At 63.0% G+C, this 26,018-nt stretch carries 29 protein-coding genes; 14 read left to right on the forward strand and 15 right to left on the reverse strand.

Translation table 11 applies throughout. The features are described from left to right. Positions 1–23: 23 nt before the first annotated feature. Positions 24–269: a glutaredoxin family protein gene (locus tag ACZ5C7_RS19645; protein ID WP_464377950.1), complete on the forward strand. Its 246-nt coding sequence runs from the start codon at positions 24–26 to the stop codon at positions 267–269. Positions 270–469: 200 nt separating this feature from the next. Here the strand turns inward: ACZ5C7_RS19645 and ACZ5C7_RS19650 are convergent, their stop codons facing one another. Further along, positions 470–679 carry a heavy-metal-associated domain-containing protein gene (locus ACZ5C7_RS19650; RefSeq protein WP_464377951.1) on the reverse strand — a complete coding sequence of 70 codons (210 nt, stop codon included), beginning with the start codon at positions 677–679 and terminating at the stop codon, positions 470–472. A 152-nt stretch (positions 680–831) separates the two neighbouring features. On the opposite strand from ACZ5C7_RS19650, the gene ACZ5C7_RS19655 reads away from it, so the two are divergent. Next, the gene (locus ACZ5C7_RS19655) at positions 832–1,272 is read left to right on the forward strand and encodes a universal stress protein (RefSeq protein WP_464377952.1); all 441 of its coding nucleotides are present in this window, start codon (positions 832–834) and stop codon (positions 1,270–1,272) included. A 155-nt stretch (positions 1,273–1,427) separates the two neighbouring features. Here the strand turns inward: ACZ5C7_RS19655 and ACZ5C7_RS19660 are convergent, their stop codons facing one another. After that, on the reverse strand, positions 1,428–1,742 hold the full coding sequence (locus ACZ5C7_RS19660) for an MTH1187 family thiamine-binding protein (protein WP_464377953.1): 315 nt from the start codon (positions 1,740–1,742) through the stop codon (positions 1,428–1,430). A 97-nt stretch (positions 1,743–1,839) separates the two neighbouring features. Further along, a complete protein-coding gene (locus ACZ5C7_RS19665; protein ID WP_464377954.1) occupies positions 1,840–2,193 on the reverse strand; it encodes a HalOD1 output domain-containing protein in 354 nt (117 codons plus the stop codon). Between the two features lie 332 nt (positions 2,194–2,525). Between ACZ5C7_RS19665 and ACZ5C7_RS19670 the strand changes: the two genes are divergently transcribed. From ACZ5C7_RS19670 to ACZ5C7_RS19685, 4 genes are all read left to right on the forward strand, one after another. Beyond that, complete coding sequence (locus tag ACZ5C7_RS19670; RefSeq protein ID WP_464377955.1) at positions 2,526–2,756, forward strand: AbrB/MazE/SpoVT family DNA-binding domain-containing protein; 231 nt, start codon at positions 2,526–2,528, stop codon at positions 2,754–2,756. After that, positions 2,757–3,131, forward strand: a complete 375-nt coding sequence (locus tag ACZ5C7_RS19675) for a PIN domain-containing protein (RefSeq protein ID WP_464377956.1) — start codon at positions 2,757–2,759, stop codon at positions 3,129–3,131. Between the two features lie 42 nt (positions 3,132–3,173). Then, positions 3,174–4,730 (forward strand): replication factor C large subunit, encoded by a 1,557-nt coding sequence (locus ACZ5C7_RS19680; RefSeq protein ID WP_464377957.1) that lies wholly within the window; start codon positions 3,174–3,176, stop codon positions 4,728–4,730. A 62-nt stretch (positions 4,731–4,792) separates the two neighbouring features. After that, a complete protein-coding gene (locus ACZ5C7_RS19685; RefSeq protein ID WP_464377958.1) occupies positions 4,793–4,984 on the forward strand; it encodes a hypothetical protein in 192 nt (63 codons plus the stop codon). Positions 4,985–5,048: 64 nt separating this feature from the next. Here the strand turns inward: ACZ5C7_RS19685 and bioD are convergent, their stop codons facing one another. Together bioD and ACZ5C7_RS19695 are read right to left on the reverse strand one after the other, a co-directional pair. Further along, positions 5,049–5,789, reverse strand: a complete 741-nt coding sequence (gene bioD / locus ACZ5C7_RS19690; protein ID WP_464377959.1) for a dethiobiotin synthase — start codon at positions 5,787–5,789, stop codon at positions 5,049–5,051. Between the two features lie 31 nt (positions 5,790–5,820). After that, the gene (locus ACZ5C7_RS19695; protein WP_464377960.1) at positions 5,821–7,062 is read right to left on the reverse strand and encodes an aminotransferase class I/II-fold pyridoxal phosphate-dependent enzyme; all 1,242 of its coding nucleotides are present in this window, start codon (positions 7,060–7,062) and stop codon (positions 5,821–5,823) included. 151 nt (positions 7,063–7,213) lie between these two features. Between ACZ5C7_RS19695 and ACZ5C7_RS19700 the strand changes: the two genes are divergently transcribed. Then, positions 7,214–8,362: an NAD-binding protein gene (locus ACZ5C7_RS19700; RefSeq protein ID WP_464377961.1), complete on the forward strand. Its 1,149-nt coding sequence runs from the start codon at positions 7,214–7,216 to the stop codon at positions 8,360–8,362. Here the strand turns inward: ACZ5C7_RS19700 and ACZ5C7_RS19705 are convergent. The 4 genes from ACZ5C7_RS19705 to ACZ5C7_RS19720 form a co-directional block, all read right to left on the reverse strand. Then, positions 8,326–9,303 (reverse strand): AIR synthase family protein, encoded by a 978-nt coding sequence (locus ACZ5C7_RS19705; RefSeq protein WP_464377962.1) that lies wholly within the window; start codon positions 9,301–9,303, stop codon positions 8,326–8,328. The two genes, ACZ5C7_RS19700 and ACZ5C7_RS19705, sit on opposite strands and share 37 nt — an antisense overlap. A gap of 84 nt (positions 9,304–9,387) precedes the next feature. Further along, complete coding sequence (locus ACZ5C7_RS19710) at positions 9,388–9,633, reverse strand: ArsR family transcriptional regulator (protein ID WP_464377963.1); 246 nt, start codon at positions 9,631–9,633, stop codon at positions 9,388–9,390. A 20-nt stretch (positions 9,634–9,653) separates the two neighbouring features. Further along, a complete protein-coding gene (locus tag ACZ5C7_RS19715; protein WP_464378482.1) occupies positions 9,654–9,881 on the reverse strand; it encodes a hypothetical protein in 228 nt (75 codons plus the stop codon). Further along, on the reverse strand, positions 9,878–10,381 hold the full coding sequence (locus ACZ5C7_RS19720) for a DUF7471 family protein (RefSeq protein WP_464377964.1): 504 nt from the start codon (positions 10,379–10,381) through the stop codon (positions 9,878–9,880). The genes ACZ5C7_RS19715 and ACZ5C7_RS19720 overlap by 4 nt, the downstream gene beginning before the upstream one ends. 94 nt (positions 10,382–10,475) lie before the next feature. On the opposite strand from ACZ5C7_RS19720, the gene ACZ5C7_RS19725 reads away from it, so the two are divergent. Both ACZ5C7_RS19725 and sod read left to right on the forward strand, forming a co-directional pair. Next, the gene (locus ACZ5C7_RS19725; RefSeq protein WP_464377965.1) at positions 10,476–11,045 is read left to right on the forward strand and encodes a hypothetical protein; all 570 of its coding nucleotides are present in this window, start codon (positions 10,476–10,478) and stop codon (positions 11,043–11,045) included. A gap of 135 nt (positions 11,046–11,180) precedes the next feature. Further along, a complete protein-coding gene (gene sod / locus ACZ5C7_RS19730; protein WP_464377966.1) occupies positions 11,181–11,783 on the forward strand; it encodes a superoxide dismutase in 603 nt (200 codons plus the stop codon). 68 nt (positions 11,784–11,851) lie between these two features. Here sod and ACZ5C7_RS19735 read toward each other — a convergent pair whose 3' ends face one another. From ACZ5C7_RS19735 to ACZ5C7_RS19745, 3 genes are all read right to left on the reverse strand, one after another. Then, positions 11,852–12,028, reverse strand: coding sequence for a hypothetical protein (locus ACZ5C7_RS19735; protein WP_464377967.1), 177 nt, complete (start codon positions 12,026–12,028; stop codon positions 11,852–11,854). Positions 12,029–12,146: 118 nt separating this feature from the next. Continuing rightward, on the reverse strand, positions 12,147–13,157 hold the full coding sequence (locus ACZ5C7_RS19740; protein WP_464378483.1) for a TIGR04024 family LLM class F420-dependent oxidoreductase: 1,011 nt from the start codon (positions 13,155–13,157) through the stop codon (positions 12,147–12,149). 23 nt (positions 13,158–13,180) lie between these two features. Further along, on the reverse strand, positions 13,181–13,957 hold the full coding sequence (locus ACZ5C7_RS19745; RefSeq protein ID WP_464377968.1) for an SDR family NAD(P)-dependent oxidoreductase: 777 nt from the start codon (positions 13,955–13,957) through the stop codon (positions 13,181–13,183). Positions 13,958–14,207: 250 nt separating this feature from the next. On the opposite strand from ACZ5C7_RS19745, the gene ACZ5C7_RS19750 reads away from it, so the two are divergent. The 4 genes from ACZ5C7_RS19750 (at position 14,208) to ACZ5C7_RS19765 (ending at position 19,508) form a co-directional block, all read left to right on the forward strand. Then, the gene (locus tag ACZ5C7_RS19750; RefSeq protein WP_464377969.1) at positions 14,208–15,410 is read left to right on the forward strand and encodes an alpha-hydroxy-acid oxidizing protein; all 1,203 of its coding nucleotides are present in this window, start codon (positions 14,208–14,210) and stop codon (positions 15,408–15,410) included. Beyond that, positions 15,407–16,132 (forward strand): HAD family hydrolase, encoded by a 726-nt coding sequence (locus ACZ5C7_RS19755; RefSeq protein WP_464377970.1) that lies wholly within the window; start codon positions 15,407–15,409, stop codon positions 16,130–16,132. The genes ACZ5C7_RS19750 and ACZ5C7_RS19755 overlap by 4 nt, the downstream gene beginning before the upstream one ends. Positions 16,133–16,345: 213 nt before the next feature. Continuing rightward, entirely contained in the window at positions 16,346–17,407 is a 1,062-nt protein-coding gene (locus ACZ5C7_RS19760; protein ID WP_464377971.1) for a phosphotransferase family protein, read from the forward strand. Positions 17,408–17,549: 142 nt separating this feature from the next. Then, on the forward strand, positions 17,550–19,508 hold the full coding sequence (locus ACZ5C7_RS19765; RefSeq protein ID WP_464377972.1) for a 3-hydroxyacyl-CoA dehydrogenase/enoyl-CoA hydratase family protein: 1,959 nt from the start codon (positions 17,550–17,552) through the stop codon (positions 19,506–19,508). A gap of 72 nt (positions 19,509–19,580) precedes the next feature. Here the strand turns inward: ACZ5C7_RS19765 and ACZ5C7_RS19770 are convergent, their stop codons facing one another. The 3 genes from ACZ5C7_RS19770 to ACZ5C7_RS19780 form a co-directional block, all read right to left on the reverse strand. Continuing rightward, the gene (locus tag ACZ5C7_RS19770) at positions 19,581–20,096 is read right to left on the reverse strand and encodes an Lrp/AsnC family transcriptional regulator (RefSeq protein ID WP_464377973.1); all 516 of its coding nucleotides are present in this window, start codon (positions 20,094–20,096) and stop codon (positions 19,581–19,583) included. A 97-nt stretch (positions 20,097–20,193) separates the two neighbouring features. Then, complete coding sequence (locus ACZ5C7_RS19775; RefSeq protein ID WP_464377974.1) at positions 20,194–21,333, reverse strand: acyl-CoA dehydrogenase family protein; 1,140 nt, start codon at positions 21,331–21,333, stop codon at positions 20,194–20,196. Positions 21,334–21,491: 158 nt separating this feature from the next. Then, entirely contained in the window at positions 21,492–24,407 is a 2,916-nt protein-coding gene (locus ACZ5C7_RS19780; protein WP_464377975.1) for an ATP-dependent helicase, read from the reverse strand. Positions 24,408–24,538: 131 nt separating this feature from the next. Here ACZ5C7_RS19780 and ACZ5C7_RS19785 point away from each other — a divergent pair, with 131 nt between their 5' ends. Then, positions 24,539–26,017 carry an NAD(P)H-hydrate dehydratase gene (locus ACZ5C7_RS19785; RefSeq protein ID WP_464377976.1) on the forward strand — a complete coding sequence of 493 codons (1,479 nt, stop codon included), beginning with the start codon at positions 24,539–24,541 and terminating at the stop codon, positions 26,015–26,017. The last annotated feature ends 1 nt before the right edge of the window (position 26,018 follow it).

Here is a 26,018-nt window from a genome sequence, read left to right on the forward strand (position 1 = left end):
GGGAGCGCCAACAACACCCATCTATGGCTGCTATTACGTTCTACGAACTGCCAGGGTGTCCGTTCTGTGCGAAAGTTCGAACCAAACTCGAGGAACTCGACCTCGAATACGACTCCGTCGAAGTACCCCGATCACACGGCGAGCGCACCGAGGTAGAAGAGATCAGCGGCCAGACCGGCGTCCCCGTTATCGTCGACGAAGCCCACGATGTCGACGGCATGCACGAAAGCGACGACATCGTCGCGTATCTCGAAGAGACGTACAACTAGCGACCGAAACCGAGGCGAAGAGCGGATCCCGTCTCACTTCTGCCGAGAGTCACCGGTACTCGTGTGGATGCTCGAGTCCCGGAATACCAAGCGTTCAGTGAGACGATTCTGTGACTAGTATCCGATGGCACGTAGCGGGACGTTCGTTCAGCCAACAATCGAAACTGGTGCGTTTCCGTACCGAAGCCCGATAGGGCGTTTTAGGCCGAAACGGAATAGCCCGCCTGCTCGATCGCCCCGCCGATCGATGCGATGTCCGCGAGAGACGGATCGTGTTCGACGCGAACTTCGTTCGACTCGTGATCTGCACTCGCCCCCGAGACACCCTCGAGCCCTTCGAGTGCCTCGACGACGTTCTGTTCACAGCCGGTACAGCTCATGCCGGTGACCTCGAGTGTCGTCCGCTCCATACGAGTGTATTCGGTTCCAACAACGTGAGCCTTCTCTCTCGAGTGCCTCGCCAATATGGATCCCCGCACAGGTGTCGTCGGCTCGTGGAGAGGAGTCGCTCGACCGTCAGTGAGGGATCGGTTTAATATACGATCACTGTCTTGTACTAGACATGTATCGCGTGCTGGTTCCGATCGACGACCGCGAAGATCGCGTCCGTTCACAGGCCCAAGCAGTGCTCGAGTTACCCGACGCCGAGACGGCGATTCACGTCGACGTACTCCACGTCAAGACTGATATCGAGATTTTCGACGGCGACGGCGAAGAGCCCGATATCGGCGAACTCAAAGCAGATCGCGAGTCGCTCGAGGAGTTCCCCGAAAGCGCGACGGTGATTCAGGAACTGTTGGCGGACGCGGGAGTCGAAACGGTGTTTCATACTATCGCGGGCAACACGACCTCCGGCATCCTCAACGTCGCCGACCAGTTCGATTCCGAGACGCTCGTCCTCGGGGCTCGTCGTCGAACACCCGCCGGGAAAGCAATCTTCGGAAGCGTCAGCCAGAAGATCATTCTGAACAGCGATCGGCCGGTGATGGTCGTTCCGAACTGATACGGTCTACTGGACTTGTTTATCGCCGCACCCGCGGGCGGATCGTAGGTGCGCCGCTACCGACCGATAGTAGTCCGTATGAGGCGAATATCCAAAGCGGCTCCTCGAACGTGGATAGGATCTTGCCCTCGAGAAGCGTTTCGGCGGTTCGAGTCCTATTCCCCGTCAGTTTTCGCCGCTCGGCCGAGGTGGGATTCGACGGCATCGACCTTGTCCCCGGCAGTTTGATCCCTCGTTCGCTTGTCGTCGATTTTGAGCACCGTGCTGACTCGGTCCGCGTCGATCGTGTCGTGGGCCGCCTGGGCCGCTGCGAAGAGTTCGTCGGTCGTCTCGGCTTCGATCGTCGTTCCCATCGGACCCGTTTCGTACTCGACGTCGTACTCCTCGAGGGTCTCCACTGCTCGTGCAACCTCTTCAGACATGCTGTCTTCGATGACTGGCGCCGTACTCAGAAAGCCAATGACGGTCATTGATTCGGATATAGACGGACCGCTCCCTAAAACCTCCCTCTCGCGTGATCGAGCGCACAAAACAAATCAATAGCGGCCGTGAAGAGGGCCGAACGCGTCAGCTGGGGGGCTGGCGACGCCGGGAATCGCCAGGCGGGTAGACGATAATATCGCCGTTCGCATAGACGTATACTTCGTGCTCGAGGGCGGTAAACGCGACGTGACCACCCGTTCGATCGCTGCCGTCCGCCTTCGACGCGAAGAGCCGTTCCAGTGCGTCGGGATCGACGCTGTCGTACAGTGAGAACTCGCCCTGTGAAACATCGGTATCCGCGATCGACGCGAGCGCGTGAACGACTGTCGTCGTCAACGTTGCGCTGCCGTCGGTATCGTGCTCGAAGACGTACCGATCGTTCGCCTGGTCGTACTGGATCTCGTCCGTCTCGTCTGAGGTGTGAACTTCCGTTTGCATTTCGAGACCTACTCGTTCGATCGTCCAATTGTTCGTACTGACTCACGATATAAAAACGAATCGAACTCCGAAAATATAGACGTTTGTGATATTGTAGAAATTCCAAATGTTGTCTGACGGGGGAGCCATGGTCTCGGGGAGGCCGGGACTTCTTGGTAGTCTCTTTCGGAGATATAGATGTGTCGCAGATTTCATATGATGTGAATCTGATGTACTGGGTGGGGTAATCGATAGCTCGCGGACGGATGAGACGAACTCAATAGCAGCTCTCGGTGATGGGTATCCTGACTCAGCCGGGGAATGTTTTCACCTTCGCCACCATACAGCAAGATATGTCTGATGCGTCGTTAGACGACCGCGGTCGTCTCACGCTCCCGAAGGAAGTCCGAGAACGATACGGCGAGCGATATCATATCGTTCAACTTCACGACGGAATCAAATTAGTTCCAATCGCTGACGACCCGCTCGCCGCGCTCAGAGACGAGTTTACTGACGTCGATAAGTCGGCCGCCGAACTTCGCGAAGACGCGCGAGAAGCGGCCCTCAACGAGGCCGGGCAATAAATGTACGCGGAAACCGACTTTCTGCTCGCACTCATCAAGGACGACGATTGGCTCGGAGATGACGCCGAAACGGTATACCGAGACCGACGAGACGTGTTGTGGACGTCACAGTTCACACTTATCGAACTTCTTCTGGTCGCCTATCGCGAGGACCGAGACACCGAACGCGTCGTCACGAACGCCGCCAACCTCGTCGAGGTACGTGGCGACGTAGAGACGATCGTCTCCGCAGCGACGTACATCGAAGACCACGGGTTTACACCGTTCGATGCGCTCCACCTCGTCGAATCCGACGCGGATACTATCGTTTCCAGCGACGACACGTACGAAGACGTTACACCCCGACTCGACCGAAAGACGGTCCTCGACGAGTAACGCTCCGCAACCACTAAACGCGCCTCACTCCTATCACAACCAATGAGCGATTGGACCGAAACGTACCGGCCGACGACGCTCTCGGAGGTACGTGGGAACAACAAGGCTCGAGACAAACTCGAGGAGTGGGCCGAAACGTGGGACGACCATCGCGAGGCCGTTATCGTCCACGGCAGTCCCGGCGTCGGCAAGACCTCGGCGGCACACGCGCTGGCCAACGACATGGGCTGGCCGGTCATGGAACTCAACGCGAGCGACGATCGGCAGGCGGACGTTATCGAACGGATCGCCGGCGAAGCGGCCAAAAGCGGGACGCTCACGGGCGGAGAATCGGGTCGGCGACTCGTCGTTATGGACGAGGCCGACAACTTCCACGGCAACGCGGACTACGGCGGCTCTCGAGAGGTCACTCGAGTCGTCAAGGACGCCGAGCAGCCGATCGTTCTCGTGGCCAACGAGTTCTACGAGATGAGCCAGTCGCTTCGGAACTCGTGTGAGACGATCGAATTCCGCGACGTCTCGACGCGATCGATCGTTCCCGTCCTCCGAGATATCTGTCGACGCGAGGGGATCGAGTACGACGAGGAGGCGCTGGAGGCGATCGCCGACTCGACCAGCGGCGACCTGCGTTCCGCGGTCAACGATCTGCAGGCCGTCGCCGAGGAGGCGGATCGACTCACCGTCGAGGACGTGGTCACCGGCGAACGGGATACGACCGAAGGAATCTTCGACTTCCTCGATACGTTGATCAAAGAGAAAGACGCGGAGGGTGCGTTGCGGGCGTCCTACGACGTCGACGAAACGCCGGACGACCTGCTCAACTGGGTCGAGGACAACGTCCCGAAGGATTACGAGGGCGACGAACTCGCCGACGCCTACGAATTCCTCTCGAACGCCGACCGCTGGCTCGGGCGCGTTCGAGCGACACAGGACTACTCCTACTGGCGCTACGCATCGGACAACATGACCGCCGGCGTCGCCGCCTCCCGTCAGGGATCGAAAGGCGGCTGGACCCGCTACGGACCGCCGAGCTACTGGTCGAAACTCGGTCGGACTCGCGGCGCTCGAGATACTCGAGATTCCATCGCCGAGCGGATCGCCGAGCGCGAGGGAACGAGCGTCGGAACCGCCCGCCGGGAGATCGTCCCGTTCCTCGAGTCGATGACTCACCACTGCAAGAACCGCGATCTGACCGTGACGATGGCGGCGGCCTACGACCTCGACGCCGACGAAGTCTCGTTCGTCACCGGTAGCGGCGCGGACACGAACAAGGTCGAGTCCGTCGTCGAGGACGCCGAAGAACGGACGGCGGAGGTCGCCGTCGAGCACTCCGGAACCGCCTTCGAGAACGCGGTCCGTTCGTCGGGTGAAGACGACGGCACGTCCGGAGCGACCGGAGGTGGCGAAAGTGACGGAACCGAGTCGACCAACGGAGCCGACGAGACCGGCGACGGCTCCGACGGCCAGGCGACGCTGACCGACTCGAGTACGCAGACGCAGGGATCGGTCGCTCCAGAGTCCGACAAGGACGATGCCCACGAGACGATCGATGAAACGGAAACCGACGACGACCAGTCGGGGCTCAACGAGTTTTTCTAGCAAAGCGAACGATCCGTACAATTACGTTCGTGTCTCGCATGAGTTCGTGTCGAGTGAGAAATATGATATCGAGCCGAACCTGCCCGATCTGCACCGAGACCTTCGAAGAAGAGACGAGGCTAACGGTCCATCTCGAGGTCGAACACAGGAAATCAGAACTCGTGGCCCATCTCGTCGAGGATCACGCACACTCCGCCGACCCGGTCGCCGAATTCGAGGAGCGAGTCGACGACAGGCCCGCGCCCTCGCCCTGACCGTCGTCCGTTTTTCTCGAGCGATCGTCGCCCGTTCTCGCCGACGCCTTCCCGTTTCGAAGCGTTATTCGGAACGAGACTCGCTCGAATCCGAAAGCGCCCGGCGGACGCCGAGCGCGAACTCTCGAGGTGTTTCGCCTTCGAGCGGCGGAACCGTCTCCACGACGTGACCGGTCATCCGCTCGAGTTCCGCGACGTTCGTCCGCTCGGCGACCGTCTCCCCGCGGTACTCGTTACAAACGATCGAGTGGACGCCGACGCCTCGGCGCTCGAGGGCCTCGACCGTGAGCGTCGTGTGATTTAACGTTCCGAGCCCCGATCGGGTGACGACGACGGCCGGGCACTCGAGATCCGCCACGAGGTCGATGATGTCGTGCGCTTCGGTGATCGGGACGTACAGCCCGCCAACCCCCTCGAGAACGCCCATCTCGGCTGACTCGAGGGCGGCGTCACACCGTTCTCGGAGGTCGTCATAAGAGAGGTCAACGTCTGCGCGCTCGGCGGCGACTCGCGGGGCGAGTGGCTCCTCGAGGTATTCGAAGCAGGTCGCCGCATCGGAGCGTGGTACTGCACCGGAGCGTGCCGCGGCGTCGGAGTCATTCGAGCCGTCGGTTCCCACGCAAGCGTCCGCGACGAATCCGGCGTCGTCGTCGGGCGGATACCCGGTCTGGGCGGGCTTGACCGCTCGGGCGTCGATGCCGTCGTCGCGAAGCGCTGCGGTCACGCCAGCCGTGATCACCGTCTTGCCGACGCCCGTATCGGTGCCGACGATCGCGATCCGGTCGTGGTCGTCTTCGAAAATCATGTATCGTGTGTTCGACTGGGTTTCAGCTCGCTCACAACAGCCCGACTTCGTCACTGACGGTCTGGAACGCCTCGAGGCAGGTGACGATATCGGCTTCGTCGTGTGCCGCCGTCGGAACGACGCGGATCCGACTGGTCCCCTCGGGGACGGTCGGCGGCCGGATCGCCGGCGCGACGATCCCCCGCTCGCGGAGACCGGCGGCGAGATCGAGTGCGTCCCGCCGATCGCCGATGATCACGGGAAGGATCTGCGAATCGCCGAGGATGTCGAGTTCGAGGGCTTCGAGCCCGTCTCGAAGGTGGGCGACGTTCTCCCAAAGCTGTTCGCGGGCGTCGCCGTGGCGGGAGACGTGCAGGGCCTCACTCGCCGTCGCGGCCGCCGGCGGGGTTAGCCCCGTCGAGAAGACGAACGATCGTGCGTCGTTGACCAGCAGTTCGATCAGTTCGTTGCTTCCGGCGACGTAACCGCCCTGGCTCGCGAGGGCTTTCGAAAGCGTTCCCATCTGGACGTGGACCCGATCCTCGAGCGACTCCGACTGGACGATCCCGCCGCCGTCGGCGTACAGCCCCGTCGCGTGCGCTTCGTCGACCATCACCCACGCGCCGAACCGCTCGGCGGCGCTACAGATCGCCTCAAGCGGGGCGACGGTGCCGTCCATGCTGAAGACCGAATCCGTGACGATCAACCAGGATTCGTCCGCCGAGGGCGAGTCGTCTTCTCCTAACCCCCCCGGCTCCGTCGCCCGCTCGGCTCGTGCCGTCAGCTTCGCCCGTAGATCGTCGGCGTCGCAGTGGTCGTAGATGACGACTTCAGCGTCTGAAAGGCGGCTCGCGTCGATAATGCTGGCGTGATTCAACTCGTCGGAAAAGATCACGTCCGGTTCGAGCGCCGTAATCGTCCCGACGTTCGCGGCGTAGCCCGAGGAAAAGGTGAGCGCGCGTTCTGTTCGCTTGGTTTCTGCGAGCAACCGCTCGAGGTCGTGGTGAACGAGCGTGTCGCCGGTAACCAGTCGACTGGCACCCGCTCCGGTGCCAACGGTCGCCGCGGCCTGTCTCGCCGCGTCCTGTACGCGCTGATCGTCGGTGAGTCCGAGGTAATTGTTCGACGCGAACACCAGTGCCTCCTCGGCCTCGAGTACCGGAAGGTCGCCGCCCGAGGGTTCTGCAAAGTACCCCCGCTCCGCGACTCTATCAGCGGGCGACAGCGCCCGTTTCAAGTCGTCCGCCTCGCGTTGGCGGAGGCGTGTTCCCAACTCGAACCCACGGTCTACCATCTACGTGAAAGGTGATCCCCCCATGGTTTTACTTTCACGGTTCGACGCCGCCGAACCAGCTTCGGCTGGTACGTCGGCCCGTGTCGTTCGAAATCGCGTATCCATCCCCCACTCGACGGAACTTTATCGCCACCCACGTGGTGGAACCCCCATGCTCGAGCGAATCAGCTCCTATCGTCCGCAGGGTCGCGTCGCCGTTTGGCTCGTTACGGCCATCGCGCTGCTTTCGATCGCGACAGGCGTCATCGCCATTATCACCGCACCGACGGTTCAGGCGGGCGGCTTCTGGGGCGACCTGCAAGCGGTATCGGAGTTCAGCGGAACCGTCCTCGGGTTCGCGCTGTTGGTCACGGCCTGGGGAATGTACCGCGGCTATCGGCTCGCGTACGTCGCGGCCGCCGCGCTCGTCCTCCTCGCCGCGATTCACGGGATCGCCCAATCGCGGCTCCTCTCGGTTCCGCTCATCGTCCTCTCGCTCGGCGGCCTGATCGTCCTCGTCCTTACGAGCGGCCGGTTTACCCGCTCGACATCGCTCGGCGCGACCCAGCTCGGCGCGCTGATCGCTATCATCGGCGTGTTCTCGTACGGAACCGCCGGCGCGTACGCGCTACGCGCTCAGTTCGACGAGTTAAACACCGTCCTCGATGCCGTCTACTTTACGTTCGTCACCTCGAGTACGGTCGGCTACGGGGACATTCATCCCCTGACCGAAGGTGCTCGGCTGTTCGCCATCTCGCTCATCATCCTCGGACCGACGACCGTCGGGCTAACCGTCGGCTCCCTGATCGGCCCCGAAATCGAAACGCGGCTCTCGCGAACCGGCCGTCGAGCGAAAGCACCTGACCGAGGCGACGGGCGCGATAGAATCGTCGTCCTGGGCTACGACGACGTGACCGAATCCCTCGTCGGCGGGCTCGAGAACCACGCGGACGTCTGCGTCGTAACTACTAACGAGGAGGCCGCGGGTCGATTCGAAGGCGGGGCCGTCGACGTCGTCGCCGGCGACCCGGCCGACGAAGCGACGCTCGAGCGGGCGAACGTCGCCGAGGCGAACGCCGTCCTGGTCGCGACGGCGGACGACGCACAGAACAGCTACGCGGTGATCACTGCGAGGGAGCTGACCGACGGGCGGATCGTCGTCTGTACCGAGGGCGGGAACCCTGACGCCCTCGAGAAAGCCGGCGCTGATGTCGTCGTCGACCCCGGAGAACTATTGGCGAACGCCATCGTCGGCGACGCGACCCGCTCGAGTTCGCCCGCCGCTCACTCCGCCGTGTCGACGGCCGACCACAGCGGGTAGAGATCGTCTTCGACGGGTTCGGTGATCGTCTCGTCGCCGAGGCGGAGCTCGGGTTGGTCCGGCGCTTCTCGAACGGTCCCGATCGCAGCGGCCTCGATTCCCTCGCCCGACAGCGCGTCGAGACACGCCTCGAGGTCGTCGTCGGGCACCGTCGCGAGCAACGCACCCGAACCGAATATCTTGAGCGGGTCGACGCCCGCAGCGTCACAGAGCTCGGTCGTCTCTTCTCGAACTGGGACGGCGTCGCGATCGATTTCGAGTCGACACGCCGATGCTCTCGCGACCTCGAGCAGTCCGGCGGCGACGCCGCCTTCGGTCGGGTCGTGCATCGCCGTCGCGTGCTCGCGGACGAGACGGGCGTCGGGAACGACGCTGATCTCCTCGAGAAACGTCTCGGCGCGCTCGCAGCTGGCCGCGTCCACGTCGAGGTCGTCGCCGAAATCGGCGGCGAGAATCGCCGTTCCCTCGATACCCGCCGTCTTCGTCAAGATGACGGTATCGCCGGGTTCCGCCCCGCCCGTCGGGACGAACGTCTCGGTCGATCCCATCGCCGTGAGCGAGACGAGCGGTCGATCCAGCGCGTCGACGTACTCCGAGTGCCCGCCGACGATCGACGCGCCGACCTCGCGAGCCGCCGCGTCGATATCCCGGCTGATCGGCTCGAGATCGACTTCGGCGGGGAGCATGACGACCGCCGTGAGCCATCGCGGGTCGGCCCCGGAGGCTGCGACGTCGTTGCACGCGACGTGAACGCCGAGCGTGCCGACCTGCGAGGCCGCGAGCGAAATCGGATCGGAGCTCACGACGAGCGTACCGCCCGGCCAGTCGATCGCGGCGGCGTCTTCGCCGTCGGCGGGTCCCTGCGTGACGGTCTCGTCTGCCGCACCCGTCCGGCTGAAGACGTGCTCGAGCAGATCTGACGGACTCACTTTCCCGGGCATACCTACGTCTGGGTCTATCGGCGGTTTGTAGCTGTCGGCTCCGAACTCGAATGAGTCGAGTGAAGCTCAGGAACGAGCACCGGCTCACTCTTCGTCAAACAGCGAGTCGACCAGTCGCGTGCCGGGCGCTGGAGAGATTGCCTCGAGCAGGGCCGCCGTCTCCGAGGGGCGCGCAAGCGAGAGCGAAACGCGATTACCGCGGACGTACTCGCGCTCGACGACGCCGCAATCTTCCAGGTGAGAGAGGTGGTGCTCGAGCGTGCTTCGAGGGACGTCGAGAGCTTCGGTCAGCTCCCCCGGACGGGCGGACTCTCGAGAGTAGAGCGTCATTGCGATCCCGCCGGCGGTTCTCAACGGAGGACCGCGACGGCGTCGCGCTCCCATTCGCCGTACTCGGGTGGGTAGTAGTGCGTCCGACCGAACCGTTCGTGTCGAACCACTCGGTCGTCGTCGATCAGTCGCCGGACGTGGTACTGGATCTGTTCCGGTGCGAGCGAGAGATCCCTCACGAGCGCGTTGAAGTGTATTCCGGGGTCGGTGCCGATTTCGTCCTCGATTCGTGCTCTGGTGTCGTTTATTTGTCTTCCTCAACAGACGCCGTGTCAGCGTTCGAATCCGCCTCGAGAGAGCCGACGGCGAGAACTGCGGCGATCAAGAATCCCGCAATAACGACGTCGAGCAGGTGTTCGATCGTGTGGTGAACCCCCATCGGTACGTGGCCGAGCACCGTCCCGGCACCCACGATGGGACGCAAGACGAGCGCTCCGAGCGCGGCCGTGATTAACAGGTACGGAAGCGACTTTCGTCGGCGAAACGCCGTTGCGGCCAACGTGAACACGATCAACGCACCGATCGCAGAAATTGCAAGCAACAGCGCCAGATGCCAGTCGACCTCGCCCGACCCGATCGAACTCTCGAGGACGACCGTTTCGGGACGACCGTGGAGGATCGTTTCCGGGTTCCGGCTACCGATCAACGGAAGACTCGAGTCGCGTGGAATCCAGTGGCCCGACTCGGTGAATGGCGACGGAGTCGACCCAGTAGACGCGAATCCAGCTGCGTCCGTAACCGGTTGCATACACCACCGTTACGAACGAGGGGTCTTTTCGCTCTCGCTTTTTCGGCGTTCGTACCACAACTCGTTTATCGGTGTACTGTCTGCTACCGACACAATGGAACGACGCGCGATTCTTCTCGGCGCTGCGGTCGTGCTCGCCGGCTTTTCGGCATTTGCACATCTCATCATCGGGTTCGAAGGTCTCCTCGGTTCAGTCGCCGACGGCGCGCTGAGTGTCGTCCCGATACTGTTCATCGTCAGTGCCGTACTCGTCGTCGCTCTCCTCGTTTCCCTCGCTCGAGGAACACTTGCCCCACCGACGGTCTTTCTGGCTGGCGGTGTGCTCATGGTTTTGCACCTGTTCGCCTACGCCGACGTTCACGCGCTGGGGTACTTCGAGACGGCGACCGGCGTCGACATGCACGATCCCGGAAGCGGCGACGGACACGACCACAACGGCGATGATCACAGCCACAACGGGGATGGTCACGATCACAACGGAGACGATCACGGACACGACCACAATGGAGACGACCACAGCCACGATGATGACCACGATCACGACGGCGCCGCCCACGAGGTCGTTATCGATCACCTACGGGACGACGTGACTGCACTGTCGACGAAGATCGCAGAAACCGGCGCCGCGATCGCGTTCTTCGCCCTGTACGTTCTCGACCGATAATTTGCGATAGTCGGTTTCTCGAGTCCTGTTCCCCGCGTCGTTAGGGTTTCCAGCGAGAGCTCCTTCGAACTTACAAAAACGAATTTCAGGGAATCCTTATCTCGATTTCGTGCCTCCGAACGAACGCTATCAACAATGACTGACTACGAACTCGATCCGCTTCCGTACGACTACGACGCGCTCGAACCGCACCTCTCCGAACAGGTCCTCACGTGGCACCACGACACCCACCACCAGGGCTACGTCAACGGCTGGAACAGCGCCGAAGAAACCCTCGAGGCGAACCGCGGAGATGGCGACTTCTCCTCGTCGGCCGGCGCGCTCCGCAACGTAACGCACAACGGTTCCGGTCACGTTCTCCACGACCTGTTCTGGCAGAACATGTCGCCCGAGGGCGGTGACGAGCCGAACGGGGAGCTCGCCGACCGAATTGCGGAGGATTTCGGCTCCTACGAGGCGTGGAAAGGAGAGTTCGAAGCTGCGGCGTCCGCGGCCGGCGGCTGGGCGTTGCTCGTCTACGACAGCTTCTCGAACCAGCTTCGCAACGTCGTCGTCGACAAGCACGATCAGGGAGCGCTCTGGGGAAGCCATCCGATCCTCGCGCTCGACGTCTGGGAGCACTCCTACTACCACGACTACGGCCCAGCGCGCGGCGACTTCGTCGAAAACTTCTTCGAGGTCGTCGACTGGGAGGAGCCGTCCGATCGCTACGAGCGAGCCGTCGGACAGTTCGAATAGCACTCGTCCGAAGCGCGATTTTTTGCTGGGAGATCGTCCGAACGGAAAACACGGTCACGACAGTTCGCTCAGGGGCGAACGATGTACCCTCGAGTTTCGAGCGACTCGATCACGCCCTCGGGCGCTGCTGCGTCTTCCCCGCTCGAGGCCGCGAACTCGAGTTCGTTCTCACCGATCACGTCGAATCGGTAATCGGTCCCTTCGTAATCGACGACGACCTGCGCGTCTTCGACTGTGATGTCCATGCGAATCGGGACACCCTACACCGATCGGCGTGTTAAAAGTGGGGCGAAAGCGTGGCTGGGCTGGGTCAATTTGCTCGCAATCCGAGGCGAGTCTCGAGAGCGATGCCGAGCGCGGACCTCAGTTCGAACGCTCGTCGGGCGCGAGCGCCGACATCGTCTCGCGAACCTCGTCCTCGCTCGCGCCGCGGGGGAAACTCACGGCGACGGAGTCGACGCCCTCGAGCGACTCGAACGCCGCCAAGGTTTCTCGAGCCGTCTCGCGATCGCCCGCGGCACAGAGGTCGTCGAGCAGTTCGTCGTCGAGCGCCGCAGTTGCGCGCTCGCGCTCGCCCTCCTGCCACGCGTCGTGGATCGTTTCGGCCTGATCGTATCCCTGGCGAGCCAGCGAGTCGCGGTAGTACGTCCCCATGCCGCCGATGTAGAAGGCGGCGTGCTGACGGGCGAGTTCCCGCGCCCGTTCGGCGTCCTCGAGGACACAGCAGGTCACGCCCACCGTCACGTCCACGTCCTCGAGCGAGCGGTCGCCGAGGTCGACGCCGCGTTCGAGGTCCTCGAGTCTGTCGTCCATGCCACTCGCCGTGAACATGATCGCGTGCCAGCCGTCCGCGAATCGCCCGGCCAGTTCGACGGCTTTCGGACCCATTCCGGTCACTTCGACCGGCGGCGTTCGCTCCGGGGGCTCGCTTCGGAGTTTGAAACCCGACAGCGAGAACTGCTCGCCGTCGTACTCGACCGGCTCGCCGGAGAGTATCTGCCGGACGATTTCGACGTACTCCCGAGTACGCCGAAGCGGCCCGTCGAATTCGACGCCGTGCCAGTTCTCGATGACGACGGGGCCGCTCGGCCCGATGCCGAGACGAAAGCGCCCGTCCGAAACCTCCTGTAGCGTGGCCGCGGTCTGTCCCAGCAGGGCGGGCGAGCGCGAGTAGGTGTTGACGATGCTCGAGCCGAGATCGATGGTCTCGGTTCGTTCGGCGATCGACGTGAGCACCGTCACCGCGTCGCGTCCCCACGTCTCGGGCAACCACGCGCAATCGTAGTCGCCGTCTTCGGCCAACTGCGCGTACTCGACGAGCGAATCGACGCTCGGCTGTGCGGCGACCGGGAGGTGGACGTCTCGAGCGGTCATCGTTCGACGTCCATCTCGAGCGCTCATACGTCCGGCGATTCCTCGACCCTTGGAACGCCTTTCACGGTCAGCGTCTCGCCGACGAGGTACGACGCCGCCGGGCTCGCAAGGAACTGCGTGACGTCGGCGATCTCTTCGACGGTACCGATCTGCCGGTCGACCTCGGAGCGATCGATCGAGTCCGCGGAGACGCCCATCTGGCTCTCGACGCCGGGCGTGGCGACGAAACCGGGCGCGATGCAGTTGACTCGAACGTCGTCGCCGGCCCACTCGGCGGACAGAGACGTCGTCAGGTTGATGACGGCCGCCTTGGCCGCGCCGTAGTGGCTCATGTACGCCGATCCCTTCTGTCCCGCGACGCTGGCAAGATTGATGACCGACCCGCCGCCCTCTTTGAGGTGTTCGGCGGCGGCGTGCGTGCAGTGATAGGTGCCGTTGATGTTGATGTCGACGATAGTCTCCCAGCCGTTCGGGCTGATATCGTCGAAGCTGGCCATGAACGACGCGCCCGCGTTGTTCACCAGCACGTCGAGTCCGCCGAACTCCTCGACGGTCGTCTCGACCAGCGCCTCGACGGCGTCGCGGTCGGTTACGTCGCACTCGACGGCGACGGCGTCGCCCGGCCGATCGCTATCGACGATTCCCTCGGCGACCGGATCGACGTTGCCCTGTTCGCGCGAGCAGATCACGACGTCGACGCCGTCGGCCGCGAACGATTCCGCGATTGCCTTCCCGATCCCGCTCGAGGCACCCGTCACGATGGCGACGTCGCCATCGACGCTGAACTGGTCGGTACTCATCGACGCTCACCTTCGCGAGTCAATGTTGGCCGCGACTGATACATTACCATTGTTAGCTCCATGGTAGGATACGAATACACTGTTAATAAAGATGGGTATGGTCACCGTATCGTTAAGTGGATCCCCTTCATTGGCACAGTCACGCACACGCGGACAATCGGTCGGGTAGGTGACGAAACTGGAAACGCGAAATAGACGCGATAATCGAACGAACACGGTCGGCACCCGAACGCGTCCGCAGGAGAAGCATATGTCCGACGAGCAACCACCACCAGATCAGATCGAGTACGGACCGAACCGACAGGAAGAGATCTACCGGAGCGGGATGCTCCGAAACGAATTACCGGAGTATCCGGTCTCCTTCGAGGACTTAGAGCAACGAGCCCTCGAGGAACTCGACGACGAAGCGGCCGCCTACGTCGCCGGCGGCGCGGGCTCGGAGTCGACGATGGAGGCCAACGACCGGGCGTTCGACGAGTGGCGAATCGTTCCGCGGATGCTCAGGGATATCGCCGAGCGCGACCTCTCGCTCGAGCTGTTCGACACGGAGCTTCCCGCCCCCGTGTTGCTCGCGCCTATCGGCGTCCAGGGAATCCTGCACGAGGAAGCCGAACTCGCCGTCGCACGTGCGGCGAGCGAGTTCGATATCCCCTTCGTCTGTAGCTCCGTCGCTTCGCACACGTTCGAAGCAATCGCGGACGAACTCGGCGACTCGCCGGGCTGGTTCCAGCTCTACTGGAGCTCCGATCGGGACGTCGCCGCGAGCTTCATAGAGCGCGCCGAAGACGCCGGGTACGAGGCTATCGTCGTCACCCTCGATACGCCCAAGATGGGCTGGCGCGAGCGCGACATCGAACTCGGCTACCTCCCCTTCCTCGAGGGCGAAGGCGTCACGAACTACTTCGAGGATCCCGCGTTTTGCGAGCGGATCGACGGCGAACCCGAGCACAACCTCGTCGACGCGCTCGAGTCTTTCACCGACTGCTTCGGCAATCCGTCGTTGATATGGGACGACCTCGAGTTCATTCAGGAGAAGACCGACCTCCCGATTATCCTCAAGGGGATTCTCCACCCGGACGACGCACGCGAGGCCGTCGCTCGCGGCGTCGACGGGATCGTGGTCTCGAACCACGGCGGTCGCCAGATCGACGGCGCGATTCCCGCCCTCGAGGCCCTGCCTGGAGTCGTCGAGGCCGTCGACGGAACCGTTCCGCTCCTCTTCGACAGCGGAATTCGGCGTGGAAGCGACGCGTTTCGGGCACTCGCGCTGGGTGCCGACGCCGTCCTGCTGGGGCGGCCCTACGCCTACGGACTCGCGGTCGGCGGCGAAGACGGCGTCCGATCGGTGCTCGGGAACTTCCTCGCGGATCTGGACCTCACCGTCGGACTCGCGGGCTGCCGGACGCTCGAGGAGATCGACCGCTCGACGATTCGACGACGTGATCGACGATGACCGAAAACGAGATCGACGGCTCCGGTCGCGAACGAGGACGGAACCAGTGGGACGCCGTCTTTTGGGACATCGGCGGCGTGATTCTCGAACTCGAATCGGTGCAGGCGGCCCACGACTCGTTCGTCTCCGACCTCGCGGAGCGCTACGACCTCGAGATGAGTCGAGAGCAGGCCCTCGAGACGTGGCAAACGACGGTCGGCGATTACTTCCGCGACCGAGACGGGACGGAATTTCGTTCGGCTCGGGAAGGCTACGCCCGCGCCGTCGATGCGCTCGTCGGCGAGGACGTTTCACGAGACGAGTGGAAGCCGACCTTTGAAGCCGCCGTGGGCGAGTCCATCGAGCCGATTCCCGGCGCACCCGAGACGATCGAGGACCTCGCAGAGCGCGATCTCCACGTCGGCGTCATCAGCGACGTCGATGACGCCGAAGGGAAGCGAATGCTCGAGCGCTTCGGCGTCCGGTCGAAGTTCGACTCGATCACGACCTCGGAGGAGGTCGGCCGGACCAAACCCGATCCGGCGATGTTCGAAACCGCGCTCGAGAAAGCGGGGGTCGCCCCCGAACGATCGCTCATGATCGGCGACCGGTACGAACACGACGTGAAGGGGGCCGCCGAGGCGGGACTGCACGGCGTCGCGTTCGGCGCGGACGAGGGGCCAGCCGTCTCATACCGGATCGAAGATCCGCGGGAGGTGCTCGAAATCGTCGACGGCGCGTGAACGCAGTCGACACACTTGGTTGGCGTCCACCGGAGCTACCGCACCGTCGGGACACTCGACGTTCCACGTGGCGAAACATTGTAAGATATTGTTCTCGTCGAAACTATTTTCGTTAACCAGCCAGACAGTAGCGAACACACCTATGTCGAACAGGATCGAAGCGGACGGCGAGCGCTCGCGTCCAAACGGCGGCAAAACGATCGGCGAAAGGCTATGAGCGACGAGTACTACGAACGGCTGGTCGATGAAGGCGCGCTGGCGGCGTTCCTCGACGACGGCCTCGAGTCGGTCGAGGACTACGAGGTCCGCCGACACCGCGAAGGCCACTCGAACGAGACGCTGTTCGTCACGTGGGGCGACAGGGAACTGGTTATCCGGCGGCCGCCGCCGGGCGAAACCGCGGATACGGCCCACGACGTGCTTAGAGAGTATCGGGTGACGAACGCCGTCGCCTACACCGATATTCCCGTCCCGGAGCCGCTGCTCGCGTGCGAAGACCACGATATTATCGGGAGCGACTTCTACGTGATGGAACGGCTCGAGGGCGACGTCCTTCGGGAACACGAACCCGAGCGCTTCGCGAACCCCGACGCTCGAGCGCGGATCGGCGAAGAGCTCGTCGACACGCTGGCGACGATCCACGAGCTCGACTACAAATCGGTCGGTCTGGGCGAGTTCGGACGCCCGGCCGGCTACACGCAACGACAAGTCGACCGCTGGGGCCAGCAGCTCATGTGGGCCTTCGACGTGACCGCCGAGGAACGCGAGGTGCCGGATCTGTACGACGTCGGCGAGTGGCTTCAGGAGAACGTTCCCGAAGAGCACCCGCACACGCTCGTCCACGGCGACTATAAGCTCGACAACGTGATGTTCGGACCGAGTGAGACGCCCGAGCTGATCGGCGTCTTCGACTGGGAGATGGCAACCCTCGGCGATCCGCGCGCGGATCTGGGGTGGATGCTTTCGTACTGGCGCGATTCCAAGGACCCCGAACCGTCCATTCCGGAGTTGACGACGCGGTTCATGGAACGAGAGGGCTACTCGAGTCGTACCGAACTGGCCGAGCGCTGGGAGTCCCAGACCGGGTTTAGCTTCGAGAAAGATCGGTTCTATCGCGCGCTCGCCGTCTACAAACTCGCCGGCCTCGGCGAGATGTTCTTCCGGCGCTACCTCGAGGGCAACAGCGACGATCCGATGTACCCGAAGATGGAAGATCGGGTCCCGGCGCTGGCCGCTCGAGCCAAACGGATCATCGACGGCGAGGAGCCGCTATAGGAGTTCGCTGACCCGCACCAAAATTACCGTCGTTCACCCATCTTATCGAGACAGATACGATCTGTTCAAACTCTCGAATGCATCTTAACATTGGTAATGATAGTTCGGAGGAATTAAGGCGCTATCGACCGACACGACAACTATGTCATACGGAACCATCGACCGTGTCGCCGTTCTGGGCGCAGGAAACATGGGTCACGGGATCACCGAAGTCACCGCGATGGCCGGTTACGACGTCACCATGCGGGACATCGAAGTCGAACTCGTCGACGACGGCTACGACCAGATCGCGTGGAGTCTCGAGAAACTCGAGGAGAAAGACCGGCTCGACGAGTCGGCGGCGGCCATCCTCGATCGGATCGAGACGACCACTGATCTCGGTGAGGCCGTCTCCGACGCCGATCTGGTGATCGAGGCCGCCCCCGAGAACCTCGAGTTGAAACACGACATCTTCACCGATCTCGAGCAGCTGACCGACGAAGACACGCTCTTGGCGTCGAACACCTCGAGTCTGCCGATTAGCGATATCGCGGAAGTCCTCGAAACGCCGGAGCGAGTCCTCGGACTGCACTTTTTCAACCCGCCGGTAAAGATGGACCTCGTCGAGGTCATCTACGGCGAACGGACGACAGACGATGTCGCCGAAGCCGGCTACGAGTGGGTCGAATCCATCGGCAAGACCCCGATTTACGTTCGCAAGGATATCCGCGGGTTCGTCGTCAACACCGTCCTCGGCCCCTTCGGCGGCGAAGCGGCATGGATGGTCTCCGAAGACGAAGCGACGATCCGCGAAGCCGACGCGGCGATGGCCCATCAGCGGGGCTATCCCATGGGGCCGTTCGAACTCGCCGATCTGACCGGCATCGACGTCGGCTACCACGTTCGGAAGGAAGGGGGTACCCCCGTTCCGCCGATCATCGAGCGGAAGGTCGAAAACGAAAATCTCGGACGGAAAACCGGGAAAGGGTTCTACGACTACGAAGACGGCGACGGACCAGACTACGAGCCCGGCGACGGCACCGGGTTCGACACGCTCCGGATCGAAGCTCGGCTTGCGAACCGAGCGGCGTACATCGTCGGTGAGAACGTCTCGACGCCCGAAGAGGTCGACACCGGCGTCCGACTCGGACTCGGTTTCCCCGAAGGCATCTGCCGCCGCGCGGACAAGATCGGCATCGACACCATCCTCGAGAAACTCGAGACGCTCCAGGAAGAGATCGGCTCGGATCGCTTCGAACCGCATCCCTATCTCGAGGAACTCGTCGAGGAGGGCCGAACCGGCGAGGATGCTGGCGCGGGCTTCTACGAGTACGATAGTGACGGTGGAGGGCTCGATTCCTACCACAACATAAACGTCGACCTCGAGGGCGGCGTGTTGCAGATCGAACTCGATCGTCCGTCCCGGATGAACGCTCTCTCGGAGGACCTACTCGAGGAAGTCGACGATCTCTTTTCGACGGTCGACACTGACGAGGTTCGCTGTGCGACTATCGAAGGTGCAGGCGATCGCGCCTTTAGCGCCGGAGCCGACATCTCCGGCTTTAGCAGCACGAAGCCGACCGACATGATGCAGGTGACGCCGGCTTTCGAGACGGTCAACGACTTCCCGCGGCCCGTCCTCTCAAAGATCGACGGTTTCTGTCTCGGCGGCGGCCTCGAGCTTGCGCTCGCGTGCGACCTGCGCCTCGCGACCGAACGGTCGTCGTTCGGCGCACCTGAGATCGGACTCGGCCTGATCCCCGGCGGTGGCGGCACGCAGCGACTCATGCGCATCCTCGGGGAGACTCGAGCGAAGGAACTCGTCTTCCGCGGCTCGCACATCGATGCCGACCGAGCACAGGACTGGGGGCTGATCAACCGCGCGGTCGACCGCGAGGAGTTCGACGACACCGTCGACGAGTTCGTGAGCGATCTGCGGAACGGGCCGCCGATCGGCCTCGAGGTCGCTAAGAAGGTGATGAACGAAGGCGAGGACGCGAGCATGGAGGCCGCCCTCGCGATGGAGAGCCAGGGTTTCGGGCTTTTGATTAGCACGGACGACGTGATGGAGGGAACGATGGCCTTCGCCGAGGATCGAGAGCCCGAGTTCGAAGGCGAGTAGCGAGACTCGAGCGGAAAAGTTGGTTTCGTTTCGAACGCGCTGTTACTCTTCGCGTCGGTCCTGAACGCGTCGTTACTCCTCGCGGAGATCCTCGTAGATCCGCGGATCGGTTCGGAACTTGAGGACGTTGTGAACCGCGGAGTTGCGGATGTTCGCGATAACTTCGCCGTAATCTTTGTAGCACTCGTGGATCCACTGGGAGACCTCCTGACGGTCTCGGAACATCATCACGGTCTTCCACTGGTACTCGCCGTCCGAGAGGAAGAAAAACAGCGTGTGCTTGTCCTCGCGGATGTACTCCATCGCCTCCTGCCAACTGTCGGCGAAGTGTTCGGTGTTGAACTTGAACTCGAACAGCGCGAAGATGTAGTACTCCTCGTTCGGGATGATCGCCTCTCGAAAGACGCCTTCGTCGCGCATTCGGCGGATCGACTCGCTGACGGTGACGTGCGAGACCTCGATATCGTACTCCGATGCCAGGACGTCGGTCAACTCTCGAGAGGAGAGTTGGGGATCGTCCGCCAGTTCACAGAGAATCGCGATATCGCGATCTTTGAAATCCCAGTTCGGCGGCTCGTCTTCAGTCATACTGGCTTGTTTCGGGTCGGATCACGTGTGCGTTTCGATCAGGAATTCGATCTATCAATATAATAGTCTTTTTCGCTATAATTGGTTGGGCGGGCAGCTACAGCAGGTTATCGGCAATGATGTTCTTTTGGATCTCGCTGGTGCCCTCGTAAATCTTGGTGATTCGGGCGTCGCGGTAGTACCGCTCGGCGGGGTAGTCCGAGACGTATCCGGAGCCGCCGTGAACCTGAATCGACTCGTCCGCGACCTCGACGGCGCGTTCGCTCGCGAACAGCTTCGCCATGCTGGCGAACTTCGCGGCCATCTCCTCGTCGCCCTCCATCGCACAGCTGGCCGCCCGGTAGGTGAGCGAACGAGCCGCCTCGACGTTGGTCGCCATTTCCGCGAGTTTGTGTTCGATCGCCTGGAACTCCGAAATCGGCTGGCCGAACTGCTCGCGTTCGCCCGCGTACTCGAGAGCCGCGTCGAGGGCGGCCTGTGCGGTGCCGACCGCTTGGGCCGCGACGTTGACTCGACCCGACGCGAAGAACTCCATGAGCTGGTAGAAACCGCCGTTTTCGGTTCCGACGACGTTTTCCTCGGGGACGAAGACATCGTCGAAGATGAGCTCCGCCAGATCGGAGGCGCGAATGCCGAGCTTGTTGTCGATCTTCTCCGCGGAGAACCCCTCCGTATCGGTCGGCACGAGCATCGCGGAAATCCCCTTGTGGCCTTCACCGGGGTCGGTCTTGACCATCACGACGGCGACGTCGGCGACGGTGCCGTTCGTGATCCACATCTTGTTGCCGTTGATGACGTAGCCGTCGTCGGTCTTTTCGGCGGTCGTCTCGATCCCCGCCACGTTCGAGCCGTGTGCGGGTTCGCTGATCGCGCTCGCACACGCTGATTCTCCGGAGGCGATGGCCGGTAGCCACTCCTCTTTCATCCACTCGTCGCCGAACTCGTTGATCATCGTCGCGCCGAACGCTCGGCTTCCGATCGCGCTCCCGATACCGGGATCCGCGCGCCAGAGTTCTTCGGTGACGACGACGCCTGAGAGGAGGTCCATGCCGGCGCCACCGTAGTCGATCGGAATGCTGGTTCCGACGAGATCCAGTTCGGCCGCCTTCTCGACGAGCTCCGCGGGATATTTGCCGTTCTCGTCGTGCTCTCGAGCGACCGGTTCGATCTCTTCTTTCCCGAACTCCCTGACGCTGTTTCGGATCGCGCGCTGTTCGTCCGTCAGTTGAAAGGACATACCACACACTCGATTTCCAACGAAAAGTATTTTTGGGTATTCTTTACCTGTGTTAAAATTGGGCGGCTGTCGGGAAGGAGTGGCGAACGTGTTTCTAATGGCGAAACGGAAGATACCTGTCCAATACACTCGTGACGGCGATCAGTCACCGATGCGACTCAGTCGTCCGTCGGGAGGCCCCGAACCGACTCTTCGCCGATCTCCTCGAGTACGTGCTCGTGAAAGCGCTGTAACGCGGCACTCTCGTCCTCAGCGAGAACGACATCGCTCGCCGAAAGCGTCGCGAGGCCGAACGCTCGAGGCGAGGGCGAATCCAGCAGCTGCCGTTCGACAGCGAGGTCGCCGTCGTCGATGCGTCCGATGATATCCTCGATCACCTCGACGTTGAGTTTGTCCTCGAGGAGTTCGCGGTACGTTTCCTCGATCACGGCGAACTCCTCGAGGTCTTCGGCAAAGCCGAGCAGCATTTCGCTCGAGACCTGCTGTTCGCTGGCCGATTTCTCGTAGCCTTTGTACCGCTTCAAGATCATCAGTGCTCTCGTCGCGTTGATCCGGAAGTACCGTTGAAGCAGGTCGGTGCCGGAGATGGCGTTTCGGAGGTCATCGCGAACCTGCGCGGCCTCGAGATCGGAGACGATCCCCTCGAGGTCGATCTTTCGGTTGAGCGGCATCGAGAGGACGAAGCCGTTGTCGGCGACGGCGACGCGGACGTTCGCGGTCGCCTCCTGTGCACAGCGGTAGGCAAACAGCCGGGAGAGCCCGTCGTTGACCTTCCGCCCGTAGTTCGAGTGGACGTAGTAGTGGCGCTCGTACTCGTCGCGGTCGCGCTCGACCTCGATGGTGAGTCGGTTCTCGGTGCTTACGCTTTCGGGACCCGCGTACCGAAGCTGGTGGTCGAACAGCCGCGCGATCGCCCGAACGCAGTCGTCACCGAGGGGAAACTCCCGGAGCCACGCGCGGACTCGCGGCGAGCCGCCCTCGGCGTGGTGTGCGAGCAGTTTTCGCTGGAACGCGAGGATCTCACAGCCCAGATCGTAAGAGAGCGGCAGGCGTTCGGAGTACCACGAAGGAACGGTCGGGCGCGCGCTCGTTCGATCGGCGTACACCTTCGAACCGCGTCGGTACTGGTACTCGAAGTGATTGCCCCCGAGGACGAACACGTCGCCCTTCTCCAAGGTGTCGAGGTAGTTTTCGTCGAGTTGGCCGACCCATTCGTCGTTGGCCCTGGTGTGGACGTTACAGGTAAAGGAGTCGGGGATCGTTCCGATGTTGGTCATGTAGATGACTCGAGCCAGCCGCCCCCGTTTGCCGATCAGAGGCTCGCCGACGGGGAACTCCTCGTGGTGGTGCTCGCCCTCGGGCGGGTCGTTTTCGTCCCGCCAGATCTTCGCGTAGACGTTTCGATCCTCCATCCCGGCGTAGTCGGCCGTGAGGTAGCTCATTAGGGACTCGTACTCGTCTTCAGAGTAGTCCCGGTAGGGATATGCTCGCCGGAGAATCGTCCGCATCTCGCGTTCGGGTCGAATTTCGGCGATCGCCATCCCGTAGACCTGCTGGGCGGCGACGTCTTGTGCGTTCTCCGGAATCGAAACCGAGTCGACGAAGCCGTCCTCGGCCTTTTTGAGCATCACCGCACACTCGAGGAGTTCGTCCCGATCCAGCGCGATCACGCGTCCCGTTACCGTCTGGCCGACGCGGTGTCCCGCCCGGCCGACGCGCTGGAGGAGGGCGGCGACAGATTTCGGCGAGCCGACCTGCACCACGAGGTCGACGTGGGGCATGTCGATTCCCAGCTCGAGGCTGGTCGAGGAGGTGACGACGTCCAGTTCGCCCTCCTTGAGCTGCCCTTCGACCTCCTGGCGGACACCCTTCGAGAGGCTGCCGTGGTGACAGCCCGAGTTGTCCTCGTCGTACTCGTCGAACCGCTCGCGTAAGTTGTGGAGCACGCGTTCCGCGCCGGAGCGCGTGTTGGTGAACACGAGCGTGTTCGTGTGGTTTTGAACGTGCTCGTGAAGCTGTTCGTAGAACCTCCCCTGCACGACCTCTCGAGACGTATTGATCAGGTCGTCGGTCGGACACTCGAGTCGGAGATCGAACTCTCGGGCGAATCTGGCGTCGACGATCTCATAGGGTCGCGGCCCCCGTTCTCGTTCGCTTGTGGGGTCGAACTCGACATCGGGATTTAGCGAGGTGGAGTCATCGGACTCGTTCGCCGAGTGGTCGAGCTCGTCCTCCGCTGGCTTCAACTCGACTTCTTCGGTATTCGAATCGTCGTTGACCGCCTTCGGCTCAGCTTCGTGCCCCTCAGAACCCTCGTAGCCGACCAGAAACTCCGCGACGCGAGACAGCGGCTCGATGGTCGCCGAACAGCCGATTCGAGTGATCTCCGTTTCGCTCATCGCCTCGAGTCGCTCTAAGCTCACCGAGAGGTGCGTGCCGCGCTTGCTCCCCGCCAGCGAGTGGATCTCGTCGACGATAACGTACTCGACGGTCCTGAGCTTCTCCCGGAACTTCGGCGAGTTAAGCAGGATAGCGAGCGTCTCGGGTGTCGTGTTCAGAATGTGGGGCGTCTCCTCGAGCATTTTCTGCCGGTCGTTCGAAGACGTATCGCCGTGGCGGATCGCATGGCGAATCTCGCCCATCGACTCCCCGCGGGCCTCGACGATTTCCTCGATTCCCGCGAGCGGCACCTCGAGGTTCCGGTGGATGTCGTTGGCGAGGGATTTGAGCGGCGAGACGTACAGGCAGTAGACGGAATTCGCTAACCCGTCTTCTCCCTCCCGGTCGCGCTCGAAGAGTTCGTTGATGATCGCGGTAAAGGAGGCAAGCGTTTTGCCCGACCCTGTCGGCGCACAGATCAGCGTGTTCGTCCCGTCGTGGATCTTCGGGATCGCGCCCTCCTGTGGCGGCGTGAAGAAGCCATCGTTCTCGGGAACGTACTCGCCGAACTCCTCGAGCCACCACTCCTGGAGGGCGGGCTCGAGCAAGTCGAACACCTCGCGATCCTCGATTTCGACCCTCGAGGGATCGAACTGCAGGTGCTCGTCGTCGACGGGCAGCGCGCTCCCATCCATTGTACGCGTCTGCGGTCCGTGTAGGTAAGAGGGTTTGGCCACCGGAACGGAAGTGAAACGGCGGCGAGGAAAGCGTCGCAGGATATCAACCTGTCCGCAATCTTCAACGGACCGCCCGTCGAAGACCGACCATGATCACTGGCGAGCGAATGGCCGCCGTCGACGAAAACGCGGCGGCGCTGGGCGTCACCCAGAAACAGCTGATGGAGTCGAGCGGAAACGCCGTCGCGCGGGCCGTCGGGGAGGTCGCCGAACCGGGCGAAACCGTGGCGATCGTCGCCGGCCGCGGGAACAACGGCGGCGACGCGTTCGTCGCCGCTCGCTTCCTCGAGGCCTACGAGTGCGCCACGTTCCTGCTCGGTCGTCCAGCGGCGATCGGTACCGAAATCGCGCGGGAGAACTGGGACGCGCTCGAGAATGCGGACGCCGAGACGCGAACGGTGACGGACTCTCGTCAGCTCTCGAACGGAGATCTCCTCGACCTCTCCGACGCCGACGTTGTCGTCGACGCGATGCTCGGAACGGGTATCAGCGGCGAGCTTCGCGAACCCGAGGCGACCGCCGCACGCGAGATCAACGAGAGCGACGCGACCGTGATCGCGGTCGACGTTCCCTCGGGGTTCGACGCCGACGCGGCGGCGGATTCGGACGCCGGCGGCCGCGACGCCCACGCCGACAACGGCGTCGAAGCAGACCGCGTGGTTACCTTCCACGACGAGAAGCCCGGCCTCGAGGATCTCTCGGCCGATATCTCGGTTGCGGATATCGGCATTCCGGCGGCCGCGGAGCGTTACGCCGGTCCGGGCGATCTCCGCGTCGCACGACCCGACGGGCGAACGGGACGGGCGTTCGTCATCGGCGGCGGCCCCTACACCGGAGCCCCGGCGCTGGCTGCACAGGCCGCTCTCCGGAGCGGCATGGAACTCTCGTTCGTCTCCGCGCCGGAGACCGTCGGCGGCGAGATCCAGACCTACGCGGAGGATCTGATCGTCCAACCGTACGAGGGCGACCGCCTCGTTCCGGAGCAAGTGGAGGCCCTCGTCGAGACCGCGGAACGCTACGACGACGTGGTGATCCTCGGCCCCGGACTCGGAACCGCCGACGAAACCCTCGAGGCCGCGCGCCGGTTCCTCGAGTCCTACACCGGCCCGGCGGTCGTCGACGCCGACGCCCTCGAGATCGTACCCGACCTTGAGACCGAGGCGACGCTGGTCTGTACGCCGAACCGTCGCGAACTGGCGGGAATGGGCGGACCGGAGACGGACGACCTCGAGGCCGCCGCCGAGGAGATAGAGGAGTTCGCCGCCGACCTCGGCCACGTCGTTCTCGCGAAGGGCGTCGACGACGTCGCGACCGACGGCGAACGTACCCGAATCTGCCGGGTCGGAACACCGGGGATGGCCGTCGGCGGAACCGGCGACCTCCTCGCGGGTATCGTCGCCGGGCTGCTCGAGCACGCGGAGCCGCTCGAGGCCGCCACGGCGGGTGCCTACGTCAACGGGAGAGCGGGTGAGGTGCGGGCGGGACGGATGGGACAGGGATTCTTCGCGTCCGACCTGCTCGAGGACATTCCAGCAGTGCTTTGGGGCGAGACCGACGAGGGCGAGTAAC

It is taken from the genome of Halostagnicola alkaliphila, assembly GCF_055379965.1.